Source organism: Janthinobacterium sp. BJB301 (assembly GCF_002735685.1).
GTDB classification, from domain to species: Bacteria; Pseudomonadota; Gammaproteobacteria; order Burkholderiales; family Burkholderiaceae_D; genus Janthinobacterium; species Janthinobacterium lividum.
In genome coordinates this window covers 2,949,514-2,966,459 of sequence record NZ_PDZJ01000001.1, presented here as the reverse complement: position 1 = coordinate 2,966,459, position 16,946 = coordinate 2,949,514, and the positions used below count along the sequence as shown (strand labels likewise).

The 16,946-nt window shown below is 61.7% G+C and carries 15 protein-coding genes and 1 pseudogene; 15 read left to right on the top strand and 1 reads right to left on the bottom strand.

Annotated elements, in window-relative coordinates:
* The first annotated feature begins 7 nt into the window (after positions 1 to 7).
* The 5 genes and pseudogenes from CSQ91_RS13250 (at position 8) to CSQ91_RS13230 (ending at position 3,772) form a co-directional block, all read left to right on the top strand.
* Positions 8 to 718 (top strand): succinate dehydrogenase iron-sulfur subunit, encoded by a 711-nt coding sequence (locus tag CSQ91_RS13250; protein WP_034789099.1) that lies wholly within the window; start codon positions 8 to 10, stop codon positions 716 to 718.
* Positions 719 to 834: 116 nt separating this feature from the next.
* Entirely contained in the window at positions 835 to 1,116 is a 282-nt protein-coding gene (locus CSQ91_RS13245; RefSeq protein ID WP_034752073.1) for an FAD assembly factor SdhE, read from the top strand.
* Positions 1,117 to 1,238: 122 nt separating this feature from the next.
* Positions 1,239 to 2,540 carry a citrate synthase gene (gene gltA, locus CSQ91_RS13240; RefSeq protein ID WP_035820759.1) on the top strand — a complete coding sequence of 434 codons (1,302 nt, stop codon included), beginning with the start codon at positions 1,239 to 1,241 and terminating at the stop codon, positions 2,538 to 2,540.
* A gap of 124 nt (positions 2,541 to 2,664) precedes the next feature.
* Positions 2,665 to 3,006, top strand: a complete 342-nt coding sequence (locus CSQ91_RS13235) for a winged helix-turn-helix transcriptional regulator (RefSeq protein ID WP_099388489.1) — start codon at positions 2,665 to 2,667, stop codon at positions 3,004 to 3,006.
* A 97-nt stretch (positions 3,007 to 3,103) separates the two neighbouring features.
* Positions 3,104 to 3,772 (top strand): annotated as a pseudogene (locus CSQ91_RS13230) (NAD(P)H-dependent oxidoreductase).
* Between the two features lie 17 nt (positions 3,773 to 3,789).
* On the opposite strand, the gene CSQ91_RS13225 reads toward CSQ91_RS13230, so the two are convergent.
* A complete protein-coding gene (locus CSQ91_RS13225) occupies positions 3,790 to 4,245 on the bottom strand; it encodes a hypothetical protein (protein WP_099388488.1) in 456 nt (151 codons plus the stop codon).
* A gap of 116 nt (positions 4,246 to 4,361) precedes the next feature.
* On the opposite strand from CSQ91_RS13225, the gene CSQ91_RS13220 reads away from it, so the two are divergent.
* The 10 genes from CSQ91_RS13220 to CSQ91_RS13175 all read left to right on the top strand — a co-directional run bounded on the left by CSQ91_RS13220 (position 4,362) and on the right by CSQ91_RS13175 (position 16,945).
* Positions 4,362 to 5,336: a LysR family transcriptional regulator gene (locus CSQ91_RS13220; RefSeq protein WP_099388487.1), complete on the top strand. Its 975-nt coding sequence runs from the start codon at positions 4,362 to 4,364 to the stop codon at positions 5,334 to 5,336.
* 257 nt (positions 5,337 to 5,593) lie between these two features.
* Entirely contained in the window at positions 5,594 to 8,446 is a 2,853-nt protein-coding gene (locus CSQ91_RS13215) for a 2-oxoglutarate dehydrogenase E1 component (protein ID WP_034789088.1), read from the top strand.
* A gap of 117 nt (positions 8,447 to 8,563) precedes the next feature.
* Entirely contained in the window at positions 8,564 to 9,820 is a 1,257-nt protein-coding gene (odhB, locus tag CSQ91_RS13210) for a 2-oxoglutarate dehydrogenase complex dihydrolipoyllysine-residue succinyltransferase (RefSeq protein WP_034789085.1), read from the top strand.
* 94 nt (positions 9,821 to 9,914) lie between these two features.
* The gene (locus tag CSQ91_RS13205; RefSeq protein WP_070282087.1) at positions 9,915 to 10,304 is read left to right on the top strand and encodes a PspC domain-containing protein; all 390 of its coding nucleotides are present in this window, start codon (positions 9,915 to 9,917) and stop codon (positions 10,302 to 10,304) included.
* Positions 10,294 to 11,724: a dihydrolipoyl dehydrogenase gene (lpdA, locus tag CSQ91_RS13200; protein ID WP_070282088.1), complete on the top strand. Its 1,431-nt coding sequence runs from the start codon at positions 10,294 to 10,296 to the stop codon at positions 11,722 to 11,724. The genes CSQ91_RS13205 and lpdA overlap by 11 nt, the downstream gene beginning before the upstream one ends.
* 70 nt (positions 11,725 to 11,794) lie before the next feature.
* The gene (gene zapE, locus CSQ91_RS13195) at positions 11,795 to 12,892 is read left to right on the top strand and encodes a cell division protein ZapE (RefSeq protein WP_034789077.1); all 1,098 of its coding nucleotides are present in this window, start codon (positions 11,795 to 11,797) and stop codon (positions 12,890 to 12,892) included.
* A 19-nt stretch (positions 12,893 to 12,911) separates the two neighbouring features.
* The gene (locus tag CSQ91_RS13190) at positions 12,912 to 13,631 is read left to right on the top strand and encodes a hypothetical protein (RefSeq protein WP_225317386.1); all 720 of its coding nucleotides are present in this window, start codon (positions 12,912 to 12,914) and stop codon (positions 13,629 to 13,631) included.
* Positions 13,632 to 13,770: 139 nt separating this feature from the next.
* A complete protein-coding gene (locus CSQ91_RS13185; protein ID WP_034752051.1) occupies positions 13,771 to 13,971 on the top strand; it encodes a YdcH family protein in 201 nt (66 codons plus the stop codon).
* 43 nt (positions 13,972 to 14,014) lie between these two features.
* Positions 14,015 to 16,069, top strand: coding sequence for an ATP-dependent DNA helicase (locus tag CSQ91_RS13180; protein WP_070254078.1), 2,055 nt, complete (start codon positions 14,015 to 14,017; stop codon positions 16,067 to 16,069).
* Between the two features lie 270 nt (positions 16,070 to 16,339).
* A complete protein-coding gene (locus CSQ91_RS13175; RefSeq protein WP_034752049.1) occupies positions 16,340 to 16,945 on the top strand; it encodes a toll/interleukin-1 receptor domain-containing protein in 606 nt (201 codons plus the stop codon).
* Position 16,946 lies beyond the last annotated feature (1 nt).

Genomic DNA, 16,946 nt, shown 5'->3' with positions numbered 1-16,946 from the left:
TCAGAACATGGCACGCACTCTCAAATTCAAAATCTACCGCTACGATCCTGACCAGGATGCCAAGCCTTACATGCAAGACCTGACGGTCGAACTGAAAGACACCGACAAGATGCTGCTCGACGCACTGCAGCGCATCAAGTCGGACGTCGATGACTCGCTGGCCCTGCGCCGCTCGTGCCGCGAAGGCGTGTGCGGTTCGGACGCGATGAACATCAACGGCAAGAACGGCCTGGCATGCACCACCAACCTGAACGAACTGTCGGAGCCTATCGTGCTGCGTCCGTTGCCAGGTTTGCCAGTCATCCGCGACCTGATCGTCGACATGACGCAATTTTTCAAGCAGTACGATTCGATCAAGCCTTTCCTGATCAACGACTCGATCCCGCCTGAAAAGGAACGCCTGCAGTCGCCGGAACAGCGCGAAGAACTCGATGGCCTGTACGAGTGCATCCTGTGCGCATGCTGCTCCACGTCGTGCCCGTCGTTCTGGTGGAATCCGGACAAGTTCGTCGGCCCGGCCGGCCTGCTGCAAGCCTACCGCTTCATCGCCGATTCGCGCGACGAAGCCACCGGTGCGCGTCTGGACAACCTGGAAGACCCGTACCGCCTGTTCCGCTGCCATTCGATCATGAACTGCGTCGACGTCTGCCCGAAAGGGTTGAACCCGAACAAGGCGATTGGCAAGATCAAGGAGTTGATGGTCCGCCGCGCGATCTGATCCCCTGATCGCGTCCGCCGGGCGCCGTTTGCGGGAAGAGGGTATCCTCTCTTGCCTGCAGGCGGCGCCTGCAAAGCAGCACCGTGCCGCAAGGCACACGTAAAGTGGTAAACCAAATGACAGAATCAATTTTGTCCTCGCATCAGGCCGACCCGGCCAACCGCGCCCGCCTGCGCTGGCGTTCACGCCGTGGCCTGCTGGAAAACGACATTATCCTGACCCGTTTTCTCGATGCGTATGAAACCGAATTGACCGATGAAGAAGTTGACGCGCTGACGCGTTTGCTGGATTTATCGGACAATGCGTTAATGGATCTGGTACTGGCCCGTAAAGAGCCGGAAGGCGAAGTCGATCTGCCGCATGTGCGCGCACTGCTGCAACGACTGCGCATTGCCTAGACGCCTGGGCGATATATTGCAAACGGTGCGAGTGGCGCGCTGTAGCACTGCCGAATTGCGGTGCGAATTGCAGCCAGAATTTTTGATTTTAATTTCGACTCACTCCCGAGAAGGAAGAGCCCATGAATATCTCTGACACAAAAGCTACCCTGTCGTTCTCCGATGGCAGCCCATCGCTTGAATTTCCAATCTACAAAGGCACGGTTGGCCCGGACGTCATCGACATCCGCAAACTGTACGCCGGTAGCGGCAAGTTCACCTACGACCCAGGCTTTATGTCGACGGCCGCCTGCAACTCGTCGATCACCTACATCGACGGCGACAAGGGCGAGCTGCTGTACCGCGGTTACCCGATCGAACAGTTGGCCGTCAACGCCGACTTCATGGAATCGTGCTACCTGCTGCTGAACGGCGAACTGCCGAACGCGGCGCAAAAAGCCAAGTTCGTCGACACCGTCACCAAGCACACGATGGTGCACGAACAGATGCAATTCTTCTTCCGTGGCTTCCGCCGCGACGCGCATCCGATGTCGGTCCTGGTGGGCACCGTCGGCGCGCTGGCATCGTTCTACCATGACTCGCTGGACATCAACGACCCGCGTCACCGCGAAGTGTCGGCCATCCGCCTGATCGCCAAGATGCCAACCCTGGTCGCCATGACCTACAAGTACTCGGTCGGCCAGCCGTTCGTGTACCCACGCAACGACCTGTCGTACAGCGCCAACTTCATGCACATGATGTTCGCCAACCCGTGCGAAGAGTACAAGGTCAACGACGTGCTGGTGCGCGCCCTGGACCGCATCCTGATCCTGCACGCGGACCACGAGCAAAACGCATCGACATCGACCGTCCGTCTGGCCGGTTCGTCGGGCGCCAACCCGTTCGCCTGTATCGCTGCCGGTATCGCCTGCCTGTGGGGCCCTGCCCACGGCGGCGCCAACGAAGCGGCACTGAACATGCTGAAGGAAATCGGCACCGTCGAGAACATCCCTGCCTTCATCGAGCAAGTCAAGGACAAGAACTCCGGCGTCAAGCTGATGGGCTTTGGCCACCGCGTGTACAAGAACTTCGATCCACGCGCCAAGCTGATGCGTGAAACCTGCTACGAAGTGCTGCAAGAACTGGGTCTGCAAGACGATCCGCTGTTCAAGCTGGCGATGGAACTGGAAAAGATTGCACTGAACGACGAATACTTCGTGTCGCGCAAACTGTACCCGAACGTCGACTTCTACTCGGGCATCGTGCAATCGGCGCTGGGCATCCCTGTGTCGCTGTTCACCGGTATCTTCGCTATGGCCCGTACGATCGGCTGGATCGCCCAGTGGAACGAAATGATCGCCGACCCAGAGCAAAAAATCGGCCGTCCGCGCCAGCTGTTCGTCGGTTCGACCACGCGCGAAGTACTGCCACTGGACAAGCGTTAATCCAGAGCGGTATCAAGCAAACAAAAAACGGGCTTCGGCCCGTTTTTTTATATGCGTGTTCGATGCAAGCCAGGGCCGCCGTGCTGTTATGCTCGGATCCTGGTTCAACAGGAAGTACAACGCGATGAATGAAGAAATCTGCGCGCCCAGCGGCGTGGCCCTGGGCGATACGGCATTTGGTTATACCTTGTCGCTGATCGGCGGCAAATACAAGATGCTGATCCTGTATGCGCTGGCGGAAAACACCGTGCTGCGGCATAACGAACTCAAGCGCCATCTCGGTGGCATCGCTTTCAAGACCCTCAGCGTCGTGCTGAAGGAACTGGAGGCCGATGGGCTGATCATCCGCAAGGAATATCCGCAAGTGCCGCCCAAGGTGGAATATTCGCTTTCCAGCAAGGGCGCCTCGCTGATCCCCGTGCTGCATACCTTGTGCGCGTGGGGCGAACGGCACCAGCCAGCCTGAGGCGGATGCGCATGGCCAAACGTCTTTCCACGGCCTTGTAGCTTACTTTTCTTACTGTATGAGTGGTAAATGTGCGTACTTGTGAAAAGTACTCGGCATGGTTATGCTGTTTTTGCCCCTGCAGGCGCGCGGCCACATGCCGCGTGCCACGGGGCAGGGTACCGGCTTGCCTGCTTTCCTGTGCAGGCGGGCCGGTGCGTCCATCCATTTTCAGGAAAGCAGCATGATGAAAACCCTCGTTATCGTCTTCCATCCCGCCATCGACACGTCAGTCGCCAACAAGCGCTGGCTGCAGGAGCTGGCGCAGTATCCCGACCGTTACACCATCCACGACGTGCACCAGGCTTATCCGGATGGAAACATCGACGTGGCGCGCGAGCAGGCGCTGGTGGAGGCGCACGCCAATGTGGTCCTGCAATTCCCCATGTACTGGTTCAACTGCCCGCCCTTGCTGAAGCGGTGGCTCGACGAGGTGCTGGCATATGGCTGGGCTTACGGCACGGGCGGCGATGCCTTCCGGGGGAGATAGGTGGCGCTGGCCGTCACGGCCGGCATCCGCGAGGAGGATTTCACGCCGGAAGGCAGGTGGAACGTCACCCTGGCGCAGCTGCTGGCGCCGTTCGATGTCACCCTGGCGTACATCGGCGCCGACAACCGCCGCTTCTTTGCCTTCTATGGGGCGGAAGACGGGCTGAAGGAAATGGGCTATGCCGAGCGGCTGGCGCGCAGCGCGCAAGAATACGAGCGCTTCCTGGGTGCGTTGTAGGGCAGGCCTGCGTCGTGTCAGTTGAAGGCCGCTTCCAGCTGGCGCAGGGCGACGTGCCGGCCTTCCAGTTGCAGGCTGTCGCCTTCATAGGGCTGGGGCATGACGATGCGGTGCGGGGCATTGTGCTTGAGGATGCCGCCCCAGTGGGCGACCCTGGCGCTGGCCTGGCGGCGAATCGCCTCGACCGTGGCGCCGCTGGCGAGGATGCGGGCCTGCGGAAAGGCTTGTTGCAGCACGCCCAGGCCGAAATAGGCTTGCGGTTCGGCCGCGCTGATATAGATGGTGGTCAGGCGCTTGCCGCTGGCGGCGATGGTGTGCGCTAACTGCGCTGCATCGCCGCGCAGGAACTGGGTGTTGACGAGGATGGCGTCCGCCATGCCGCTCAGCAGCAGCGAAGTGGACGGTGCGCGGCCCAGCACATCCAGGCGGAAGGTCTCCAGCGTGCGGGAGGGGCGGGCGGCGCGTGCAAACATATTATTCTTTCTGCATTGGATGCTCTTGTCGCATATTATCCTTTCGACCAGGCGCGAGAAATAGGGTAGATTGCAATACTTAGTTGCATGGATCGGACGAATCAAGGGAGCACCGCATGGACCGCATCACCGCCGCACAAGTATTCGTCGCCATCGCCGAGCGTGGCAGCATGGTGGCCGCCAGCGAAGCGCTCGACATGTCGCGCGCCATGGTGACGCGCTACCTGGCCGAAATGGAACAGTGGGCGGGCGCGCGGCTGTTGCATCGCACCACGCGCCGGCTGAGCCTGACGGATGCGGGCGATGCCACCCTGGCGCGCTGCCGGCAGATGCTGGAAGTGGCTGGCGCCATGGCCGTCACTTCGCCCGAGGGCCTCGATACGCCGCACGGCTTGTTGCGTATCACCTGTTCGCAATCCCTGGCGCAGACGGCGCTGGCTGGCGCAGTAACCGCTTACCTGCGGCGCTACCCGCGCGCCGCCGTCGACCTGCAGATGGAGAACCGCGCCGTCAACCTGGTGGAGCAGCGCATCGACCTGGCGATCCGCATCACCAACGCGCTCGAACCAAACCTGATCGCGCGCCAGTTGGCCAGCTGCGCCTCGGTGGTGTGCGCCGCACCATCGTACCTGGCGGCGCACGGCACGCCGCGCCGGGCGCAAGACCTGGCCCTGCACAACTGCCTGACGTACACGTATTTCGGCAAGAGCCTGTGGCAGTTTACGCATGACGGGGAAGCACTCACTGTCCCCGTCAGCGGCCGCCTGTCGGCGAATGAATCGCTGGTCCTGCTGGTGGCCACGGTGGCGGGGGCGGGCATCGCCATGCAGCCGCGCTTTTCGGTCACGCCGCTGATTGCCAGCGGGCAGCTGGTGGAGCTCTTGCCCGCGTACCAGCCGCAGGACATGGGCATCTACGGCGTCTACACCTCGCGCCAGCACATGTCGCCCCTGCTGCGCACCATGCTCGACTTCCTGGTGGAGTGGTTTGCCGGCGATCCCGATTGGCTGGCGGCCATCGCGGCGGCGCCGTTGCTGGGCAGACCAGTTGGACGCAAGCGGCACGCCGGCAGGGCCGCCGATGTGTTGTAAGCATAACAGTGACAGGCTTGCAAGCCCGGGAAAATCAACAACACAGCTTACATTTGCTTGCCAAATAAAATTCAACTAGGCGTTGTTGCGTTACAATACCGCGTGCTATTCTAAATGACGGTATGCAGAATGCTGGTGCAATAAAAAAGCCCTTCCCCACAACTTGATGTGCAATCCGCTAACCGGTCAGGCCGTGTCGCGGAAGGTTAGATTAACCCGCTAATTCCTCGCGAAGCGCGAAGAAAGGTGAGCAATATATGCAGCAATTAACGACCAACTCCTACCTGTTCGGTGGGAATGCTCCGTACGTGGAAGACCTGTACGAGGCGTATCTGAACAATCCAGGCTCGGTACCCGATAACTGGCGTTCCTACTTCGACGCAATGCAGCACGTGCCTGCCGTCGATGGCACCAACAAGCCTGACGTGGCGCATGCCTCCGTCGTCGCCTCGTTCGCCGAGCGCGCAAAAGCAGGTCCGATCCGCACAGTGACCGCTTCCTTCGATGCTGAAATGGGCCGCAAGCGCGTCGCCGCCACGCAGCTGATCGCCGCTTACCGCTACCTCGGTTCGCACTGGGCCAACCTGGATCCGCTGCAACGCCAGGAACGTCCGATGATCCCGGAACTGGAACCGAGCTTCTACGGCTTCACCGACGCGGACATGGACACCGTGTTCAACATCAGCAATACCTATTTTGGCCCCGAGACCGCCACCCTGCGCGATCTGCTGAACTATCTGCGCGATACCTACACGCGTTCGATCGGCGCCGAATTCATGTACATCTCCGACCCGGCCGAAAAGCGCTGGCTGCAAGAGAAACTGGAAGCGATCCGCTCCACCCCGAATTTCACCCCAGAGAAAAAAATCCACATCCTCGACCGCCTGACCGCGGCTGAAGGCCTGGAACGCTATCTGCACACCCGTTACGTGGGCCAGAAGCGCTTCTCCCTGGAAGGCGGCGAAACCTTCATCGCCTCGATGGATGAAACCATCCAGCGCGCCGGCGAAAAAGGCGTGCAGGAAATCGTTATCGGCATGGCCCACCGCGGCCGCCTGAACGTGCTGGTGAACACCCTGGGCAAGGCGCCGCAGGAACTGTTCGAAGAATTCGAAGGCAAGCATGGCGACGACCTGCCTGCCGGCGACGTGAAGTACCATCAAGGCTTCTCGTCGGACATCTCCACCGCGGGCGGCCCGGTCCACCTGTCGCTGGCGTTCAACCCGTCGCACCTGGAAATCGTCAACCCTGTGGTCGAAGGTTCCGTCAAGGCCCGCATGGATCGCCGCGGCGACGCGCAGGGCGCGCAAGTGCTGCCTATCCTGGTGCACGGCGATGCCGCTTTCGCCGGCCAGGGCGTGGTCATGGAAACGCTGAATCTGGCGCAAACCCGTGGCTACCATACGGGCGGCACGGTGCATATCGTGATCAACAACCAGATCGGTTTCACCACCTCGGATCCGCGCGATGCCCGCTCGACCCTGTACTGCTCGGACGTCGTCAAGATGATCGAAGCACCGGTCCTGCACATCAACGCCGATGATCCGGAAGCCGTGGTGCTGGCGACGCAGATCGCGCTCGACTACCGCATGGAATTCAAGAAGGACATCGTCCTCGACATCATCTGCTACCGCAAGCTTGGCCACAACGAGCAAGATACGCCGGCACTGACGCAGCCACTGATGTACAAGAAGATCGGCCAGCATCCAGGCACCCGCAAGCTGTACGCGGACAAGCTGGTAGCGCAAGGCGTGATCCCTGCCGATGGCGGCGACAAGATGGTGGCCGCATTCCGCGATGCCATGGACGCCGGCAAGCATACCGTCGATCCGGTCATCTCGAACTTCAAGAACAAGTACGCCGTCGACTGGCTGCCGTTCCTGAACAAGAAATGGACCGATTCGGCCGATACCGCCGTGCCGATGACGGAACTGAAACGCCTGGCCACCCGCATCACCACCGTGCCGGAAGACTTCAAGGTCCACTCGCTGGTGGAAAAAGTACTGGGCGACCGTGGCACCATGGGCCGTGGCGAAATGAACCTGGACTGGGGCATGGGCGAACACCTGGCCTACGCATCGCTGGTATCGTCCGGCTACGCCATCCGCCTGACGGGCCAGGATGCCGGCCGCGGCACCTTCGTGCACCGCCACGCCGTCTTGCATGACCAGAACCGCGAGCGTTGGGATGCAGGTACCTACATTCCGCTGCAAAACGTGTCGGACAACCAGGCGCCGTTCACCGTCATCGACTCGGTGCTGTCCGAAGAAGCCGTACTGGCCTTCGAATACGGCTACTCGACCGCTGAACCGAACACGCTGACGATCTGGGAAGCCCAGTTCGGCGACTTCGCCAACGGCGCGCAAGTGGTGATTGACCAATTCATCAGCTCCGGCGAAGTGAAGTGGGGCCGCGCTTCTGGCCTGGTCATGATGCTGCCGCACGGTTACGAAGGCCAGGGTCCTGAGCACTCGTCCGCGCGTCCGGAACGCTTCCTGCAGCTGTGCGCAGACAACAACATGCAAGTGGTGCAGCCGACGACGGCTTCGCAGATCTTCCATTTGCTGCGCCGCCAGATGGTGCGCCAGTTCCGCAAGCCGCTGGTCATCCTGACGCCGAAGTCGCTGTTGCGCAACAAGGATGCCGGTTCGCCGCTGACCGACCTGGCCAAGGGTGGTTTCCAGACCGTCATCGGCGAAGTCGACGACAAAATCGACGCCAAGAAAGTCAAGCGCGTGGTCGCCTGCTCGGGCAAGGTCTACTATGACCTGGTCAACGCACGCAAGACACGCGGCCAGACCGACACGGCCATCGTGCGCCTGGAACAGCTGTATCCGTTCCCGCACAAGTCGTTCGCTGCCGAACTGAAGAAGTTCCCGAACCTGGTCGAAGTCGTCTGGGCGCAGGACGAGCCGCAAAACCAGGGCGCCTGGTTCCAGATCCAGCACAACATCTTCGAAGGCCTGGAATCGGGTCAGCGTCTGGCCTACGCCGGCCGTCCTGCTTCGGCGTCGCCTGCTGTCGGTTACTATGACAAGCACTACGCCCAGCAAAAAGATCTGCTGGAAACGGCATTCTCGAAGCTGAAGGGTTTTATCCTGACCAAGTAAGTGGCAGGATAGCGGGCGCCATGCGCATGCATGGCGCCTGTTCGCATACATCGTGACGGAGCGCCGCCCTTGCTACGCAGGGGCGGCGCCGCAATAACAAAATAAACGGAGTTTTACATGGCACAAATCGAAGTCAAAGTTCCCCAGTTGTCGGAATCGGTTGCAGAAGCGACCCTGCTGGCATGGCACAAGAAAGTCGGCGAACCAGTTGCGCGCGACGAAAACATGATCGATATCGAAACCGATAAAGTGGTGCTGGAACTGCCGGCGCCTGCCGCTGGCGTGATCGTGCAGATCATCAAGGATAACGGCGCTACCGTCGTCGCCGGCGAAGTCATCGCCATCATCGACACCGACGGCTCGGCCAAGGTCAGCCCGATGGAAGTGTCGGCCGTTGCCGCGCCAGCCCTGGCTGCCGCAGCGCAAGACACGGCTAACGCTACGGCGCCAGCCGCTGCGACCAAAGGCGATGTCGCCATGCCTGCCGCTGCCAAGATCCTGTCCGAAAAAGGCCTGTCCGCTGGCGACGTCGCCGGTTCCGGCAAAGACGGCCGCGTGACCAAGGGCGACGCCCTGGCCGCTTCCGCCAAGCCAGCTGTCGCGCCACTGGCGCCAGCCGCTGCCAAGCCAGCGCTGCAACAAGTTGCCACGCCGTCGGCCGCCAGCCTGGGCGACCGCCCTGAAGAGCGCGTGCCGATGAGCCGCCTGCGCGCACGTATCGCCGAGCGCCTGCTGCAATCGCAATCGACGAACGCCATCCTGACCACGTTCAATGAAGTGAACATGCAGCCGGTCATCGACCTGCGCAACAAGTACAAGGACAAGTTCGAGAAAGAGCACGGCGTCAAGCTGGGCTTCATGTCCTTCTTCGTCAAGGCCGCCGTCGCCGCCCTGAAAAAATACCCGATCATCAATGCCTCCGTTGACGGCAACGACATCGTTTACCACGGCTACTTCGACATCGGTATCGCTGTCGGTTCGCCACGCGGCCTGGTCGTGCCTATCATCCGCAACGCGGACCAGCTGTCGATCGCCGACATCGAGAAAAAAATCGGTGAATTCGGCGCGAAAGCCAAGGAAGGCAAGCTGACCCTGGACGACCTGACGGGCGGCACGTTCTCGATCTCGAACGGCGGTACCTTCGGCTCCATGCTGTCGACCCCGATCATCAACCCGCCACAATCGGCCATCCTGGGCGTGCATGCGACCAAGGACCGCGCTGTCGTGGAAAACGGCCAGATCGTGGTACGTCCGATGAACTACCTGGCCATGTCCTACGACCACCGCATCATCGACGGCCGCGAAGCCGTCCTGGGCCTGGTGGCGATGAAAGAAGCGCTGGAAGATCCTGCACGCCTGCTGCTGGACCTGTAAGCACCGTAGCCCCCCGGCGTCGCCGCCGGGGCAATGTAGCTGATACCCCTTGCCAGAAGACGCAGCTGGCTGATCTCAATGAAAGAGGATTCCCATGAACGTCTCTGAAGAAATCAAGCGTCTGCACGAGTTGCACCTGGCAGGTGCCCTGAGCGACGCGGAATTTGCGCAAGCGAAAGCCAAGCTCCTGAGCAATATCAACCTGGACAAGCCGGACAGCACGTCCGGCGCCGGCGCCGATGCGGCGGCCGGCCCGGCGAACGACCTGGTGCAGGAATTCAACCGCCTGCGCCGTTCGCGCAACGACCGCTGGCTTGGCGGCGTCTGCGGCGGCCTGGGCCGCGCTTCCGGCATGGAAGCGTGGATCTGGCGCCTCGTCTTCGTCCTGTTTACATTGACCTTCGGCTTCGGCGTGGTGATTTACCTTCTATTGTGGATTTTCGTACCAGACGAAGAGATTGGAATAACAAAACATGAGTACTAAACAATTTGACGTAGTTGTCATCGGTGCGGGCCCTGGCGGCTACATCGCCGCCATCCGCGCAGCGCAGCTGGGCTTTTCCGTCGCCTGCGTCGACGAGTGGTCGAACGCCAAGGGCGGCGCCGCTCCTGGCGGTACCTGCACCAACGTCGGCTGCATCCCGTCGAAAGCGCTGCTGCAATCGTCCGAGCATTTCGAACACGCGGGCCACAGCTTCGCCGAGCACGGCATCGATGTCGCCGGCCTGAAGCTGAACCTGGGCCAGATGCTCAAGCGCAAGGACACCGTCGTCAAGCAAAACAACGACGGCATCCTGTACCTGTTCAAGAAGAACAAGATCGCCTTCTTCCACGGCCGCGCCGCTTTCGCTGCCGCCGCCGCTGGCGCGTATGAGATCAGCGTGACGGGCGAAGCCAACGAAACCCTGACGGCCAAGCACGTGGTCATCGCCACGGGTTCGAACGCGCGCGAACTGCCGGGCGCACCATTCGACGAGAAACTGATCCTGTCGAACACGGGCGCACTGGCCATCGACGCCGTTCCAGCCAAGCTGGGCGTCATCGGCGCCGGCGTGATCGGCCTGGAAATGGGCAGCGTATGGCGCCGCCTGGGTTCCGACGTCACCGTGCTGGAAGGCCTGCCGGTCTTCCTGGGCGCCGTTGACGAGCAGATCGCCAAGGAAGCGTCGAAGCTGTTCACCAAGCAAGGCTTGAAGATCAACCTCGGTTGCAAGATCGGTGCGATTACGCCGGGCAAGAAAGACGTCACCGTGGAATTCGTGGACGCCAAGGGCGAAGCGCAAAAAGCCGTGTTCGACAAACTGATCATCTCGATCGGCCGCACGCCGAACACGAATGGCCTGGGTGCCGACAAGGTCGGCCTGCAGCTGGACGAGCGCGGCTTCATCGCCGTCGACGGCGACTGCAAGACCAACCTGCCGAACGTATGGGCGGTGGGCGACGTCGTGCGCGGCCCGATGCTGGCGCACAAGGCGGAAGAGGAAGGCGTTGCCGTGGCCGAGCGTATCGCCGGCCAGCATGGCCACACCAACTTCAACACGATTCCCTGGGTGATCTACACCTCGCCGGAAATCGCGTGGGTCGGCAAGACCGAGCAAACCCTGAAGGCCGAAGGCATTGCCTACAAGGCTGGCACCTTCCCGTTCATGGCCAACGGCCGTGCGCGCGCGCTGGGCGACACCTCGGGCATGGTGAAATTCCTGGCCGATGCGACGACCGATGAAATCCTCGGCGTGCACATCGTCGGCCCGATGGCGTCCGAACTGATTTCCGAAGCCGTCGTGGCGATGGAATTCAAGGCCTCGGCCGAAGACATCGCGCGCATCTGCCACGCTCACCCATCCCTGTCGGAAGCGACCAAGGAAGCGGCACTGGCGGTTGACAAGCGCACGTTGAACTTTTAATTGTAGTTAGTCCTACGGGGGCGCTCGCGGATTTTTTCCGCCGGCGCCCTTGTGCGTTAAAGCGAATCCCATGAACGTAGAAGAGTTTTACCAGCACGCGCTGCAGAAGCGTGATTTCAAGGCCGATGCCGCCCAACGGCGCGCGGTCGACCGCCTGCAGCTGTGCTATGACGAGTGGGTGGCCTACAAGGGCCAGCGCTCGAGCACCTTCAAGCGCCTGCTGAACCGTCCTGCCGTGCCGAAAGGCGTGTACATGTGGGGTGGGGTGGGGCGCGGCAAATCGTTCCTGATGGACAGTTTTTACTCGGTCGTGCCCCTGGTGCGCAAGACGCGCCTGCACTTCCACGAATTCATGCGCGGCGTGCACCAGCAGCTCGATGAATTGAAAGGCGTGGCCGACCCGCTCGACGAGGTGGCCAAGCGCATCGCCAAGAAGTACCGCCTCATCTGTTTCGATGAATTCCACGTCTCCGACATCGCCGACGCGATGATCCTGTACAACCTGCTGTCTGCCTTGTTCGCCAACGGCGTGTCCTTCATCATGACTTCGAATTACGACCCGGACCTGCTGTATCCGGACGGCTTGCACCGCGACCGCATGCTGCCGACCATCGCGCTGCTCAAGGACAAGCTCGACGTGATGAACGTGGACGCCGGCGTCGATTACCGCGGCCGCGCGCTGGAGCAGGTGGAAAGCTACTACACGCCGCTCGGCGCGGACACCGACAAGGCCCTGCGCGACGCTTACACGCGCATCGCCGAGACAGCCGACGAAGACGCGCGCATCCGCATCGAGAGCCGCGAAATCCATTGCCTGCGCCGCGCCGGCGGCATCATCTGGTTCGATTTCGCCACCCTGTGTGGCGGTCCCCGCTCGCAAAATGATTACCTGGAAATCGCCAGCCGCTTCCATACGGTGATATTGTCCGGCATACCGGCCATGTCGGCGGCGCAGTCGTCCGAGGCGCGCCGCTTTACGTGGCTGATCGACGTGTTTTATGACCAGAAGGTCAAGCTGATCATGTCAGCCGAAGTGCCGCCTGATGAGCTGTACACGAACGGCATGCTGGCCAATGAGTTTCACCGCACCGTTTCGCGTATCATCGAGATGCAATCGCGCGAATACATGGAAAAAGAACAGCGCGGCGCGGCCGACGCGATCGTTTGAGGCAGGGATAAGGAACATGATGGCAAATACACTATACAAGCTGGGCGCGGCGCTGGGCCTTGCCCTGGCGTTGTCCGCCTGCGCGCATCAGGGTAGCGCAGCATTGGATGAGGTCGGCGCGCCGCAGGTGCCCGCCACCTTGTCGGTGGAAGAAGCGGACGCCAAGCTGAAGCAGTCGGCCAGCGAGCGCGAGGCGGCGGAAAATGAGTTTGCCGCGCGCGAACTCGAGTGCTACAACAAGTTTTTCGTGAATAACTGCCTGGACCAGGCCAAGGAAAAGCGTCGCCTGATCCTCGTGCGCCTGCGTGCCGTCGACGCGGAAGCGAATTACTTCAAGCGGGCCGAATCCGTGCGCCTGCGCGATATCGACCTGGCCCGGACGCAGGAAAGTGCGCGCCTCGATGCCGAGCAGCGCGCCGCGGCCGTGCCCAAGCCCGTGAAAGTGGTCGCGCCCGAACCGGCGCCACCGAAGGCGCAAGGCAAGAGTGTGGCCGAGCGCGAAGCCGAGCACGCGGCGAAGATGGCGAAACAGGCTGCCGCCGATGCCGCCGAAGCGCCGCGCCGCGCGGCCCGTGAAGCGCAGTATGCGAAAAAACAGGCGGATGCCGTGGCGCGTCAGAAACGCGTGGCGCAACGCCTGGCCGAGCGTCAGGCCGAAGCGCAGGCCAAGGCTGCCAAGGCGGCTGCCGCCGCTGCCAGCACGCCGGCCGTGGCTGTGCCTGTGCCGCCTGCCAAATAAGACCTGTCGCGCAGGGGGCATGCCGGAAATGGCGTGCCCTAACGCGCGCGGCAGGTTAAACTACGCACTATGGCTGCCTGTGTACGCTGCGCGCGCCGGTTTCCCATTACTGTTACCAACACTGCCTGGAACGCAACACATGAGCGATGCACAGCAAATAGAGCGGCGCCTGATTGAACTCAACGTGGAACACCGCGACCTCGATGCCGTCATCGAGTTGCTGATACTCGATGGCCACCATGACGAGCTGCAGCTGCGCCGCCTGAAAAAGCGCAAATTGCAATTGAAGGATCACATCACCTTGCTGAAAATGCAGTTGGTGCCCGACGTTCCCGCCTGAGGGGCGCCAGTAGCGTCCAGTCCAGCCTTCACCTAAGTATATTTTGACCGATCACAATTTATTGCCCGCAAGTCCAGATGGCCAGCCTGCCGATCTGCCAGTCAGTCTGCCAGCCGAACCCCAGGCGGCGCCTGGCAAGCATGATGCCGACATCGAGCGCCTGTTTGGCGCCGGCGGCCCGCTCGGTCCGGCGGTGGGCAGCTACAAGCCGCGCCGTTCGCAAACGGAGATGGCGAAAGCCATCGCCAGCGCCATCGACAGCCAGACGACCCTGATCGCCGAGGCCGGCACGGGCACCGGCAAGACCTTTGCCTACCTGGTGCCGGCCCTGATGTGGGGCGGCAAGACCATTGTATCCACCGGTACCAAGAACTTGCAGGATCAATTGTTCCTGCGCGATATACCCACCGTGCGCGCCGCGCTGCAGGCGCCCGTTTCCGTCGCCTTGCTGAAAGGCCGCTCGAACTACGTCTGCCATTACCACCTGGAACGCACCCTGCAAAACGGCCGCATGACGTCGCGCGACGACGTGGGCCATCTGCGCGAAATCTCGCGCTTCATCAAGATGACCAGCTCGGGCGACAAGGCGGAACTGACCAAGGTGCCGGAAAACGCCATGATCTGGAACCTGGTGACGTCCACGCGCGACACCTGCATGGGCGCCGAGTGCCAGTATTACCAGGATTGTTTCGTCATGAAGGCCCGCAAGGAAGCCCAGCAGGCCGACGTGGTGGTGGTCAACCACCACCTGTTCTTTGCCGACGTGGCCCTGAAGGACACGGGCGTGGCGGAATTGCTGCCATCGGCCAACACCATCATTTTCGATGAGGCGCACCAGCTGCCCGATACGGCAACCTTGTTCTTCGGTAATACGGTATCGACCTCGCAAATCCTGGAACTGTGCCGCGACGTGCTGGCCGAAGGGTTGGCGCATGCGCGCGGCATCGACTGGGCCAAGACGGTCACGGTGGTGGAAAAGGCGGCGCGCGACCTGCGTTTGACCTTCCCGCAGGATATCGTGCGCCTGTCCCTGCCGCAGATCGCCCCGTCGAGCGACTTTTTCCCCGCGCTCGACACCCTCAAGGATGAGCTCGACGGCATGGTGGCCGTGCTGGAAACCCAGGCGGAACGGGCGGAAACCCTGGAACAGTGCAGGGTGCGCGGCGTCGAACTGGCGCAGCAGCTGAGCGGCTGGAAGTTCGATCCGAAGGCCAAGGTAGCGGCTGGCGAAGAAGCCGTGTTCTGGGTGGAAGCGTTTTCCAGTTCCTTGCAGTTGCATAAAACGCCATTGTCGATCGCGCCGATTTTCAACAACCAGCGCGAGGGCACGCCGCGCAGCTGGATTTTCACGTCCGCCACCTTGGCCGTGAAAAACGATTTCAAGCATTTTTCCGAGCAGATGGGTTTGACGGGCGAACCGTCGCACACGTGGCCGAGTCCGTTCGACTATGGCCAGCAAGGCTTGCTGTTCGTGCCACAAAACCTGCCGCAACCGAATTCGCTGGGCTACACGGATGCCGTCATCGATTGCGCCCTGCCCATCATCGAGGCGGCGGGCGGGCGCACCTTCTTCCTGTGCACCACCTTGCGCGCCGTCAAGCGGGCCGCCGAGCGCCTGGCCGACGAATTCAAGCAGCGCGGTCTGAACTTCCCCCTGTTCGTACAGGGAGAAAAGGGCCGCACGGAATTGCTGGACCAGTTCCGCGCGGCCGGCAATGGCGTGCTGATCGGTAGCCAGAGCTTCTGGGAAGGCGTCGACGTGCGCGGCGATGCCTTATCCCTGGTGATCATCGACAAGCTGCCGTTCGCGCCGCCCGACGATCCCGTGCTGGCCGCGCGCATCGAAGTGATGGAAAAACAGGGCAAGAATGGATTCATGCACCACTCGCTGCCGGAGGCCATCATCAACCTGAAGCAGGGCGCGGGCCGCCTGATCCGCGACGAGGGCGACCGTGGCGTGCTGATGATCTGCGATCCGCGCCTCATTTCCAAGCCGTACGGCAAGCGCATCTGGCAAAGCCTGCCGCCGTTCAAGCGCACGCGCGACACCGCCGAAGTGGTGGAGTTCTTCCGCAGCCTGCCCGCCAAGGGCGCTTAAGCCCGGCTTGCCGGCGCCGTCCGCGCGCCGGCGTATTTCCCTTTGTTATCAAGCGAGTAGCGTTTTATGCGCGGCGCCGGCTTGCGCGCCTGGCATGCCAGAAATCGGCGCGATCACGCCAGTTTCTGGCTTTTTTCTGCATGTCCAGGACGCCAGACACATCTTTGTGCCAGCGCAAACAGGCTTGTTGCCGAGCGGTCTACAGTGAGCTCATGCCTTGCAGGATCAAGGCGCGGCGATGGCAGGCCGCACGGGGAACAGGGGGATGCCATGGAGATCCGCTACGGCTGTTTCTTGAGCTACGCGCACGGCCAGTATGCGTTCATGAACAAGTTCAAGAATGACCTCATCGAGGCGCTGGCGTGCTATCTGGAGCCGCACCTGGACCGCGAGGAAGTCCTGTTCATCGACAGCGAGCAGCTGGGTGGCGGCGACGATATCGACCTGCGCGTGGCGCGCGCCATGTGCCAGAGCGTCTGCATGATCGTGCTGTACACGCCCAAATATGAAGCGCACGGCTATACGCGGCGCGAATTTGCCGCCATGCAGCTGATCGAACAGGAGCGGCGCGCCTGGTATGAACTGCCCAGCCACTTGATCATCCCCATCATCATGACGCGCCATCCGGACGGCTTGCCGCCGCAAATCACGGAGTCGGGCCTGTACGTCGATTTTTCCGGCTACACCCTGGCCAGCGGCGACCTGAAATCGAATCCGCAATACCTGCCCGACATCGAACGCATCGTGCAGCGCATCGCCACGCATTACCACTTGCTCAAGCGGTCAACACCGCCCGGCCACGATTGCAGCCGTTTCGTGTTGCCCGATATTCCACCGGAATGGCGCGCCATTCCACCTCCCCACTTTCCGCGTTAAT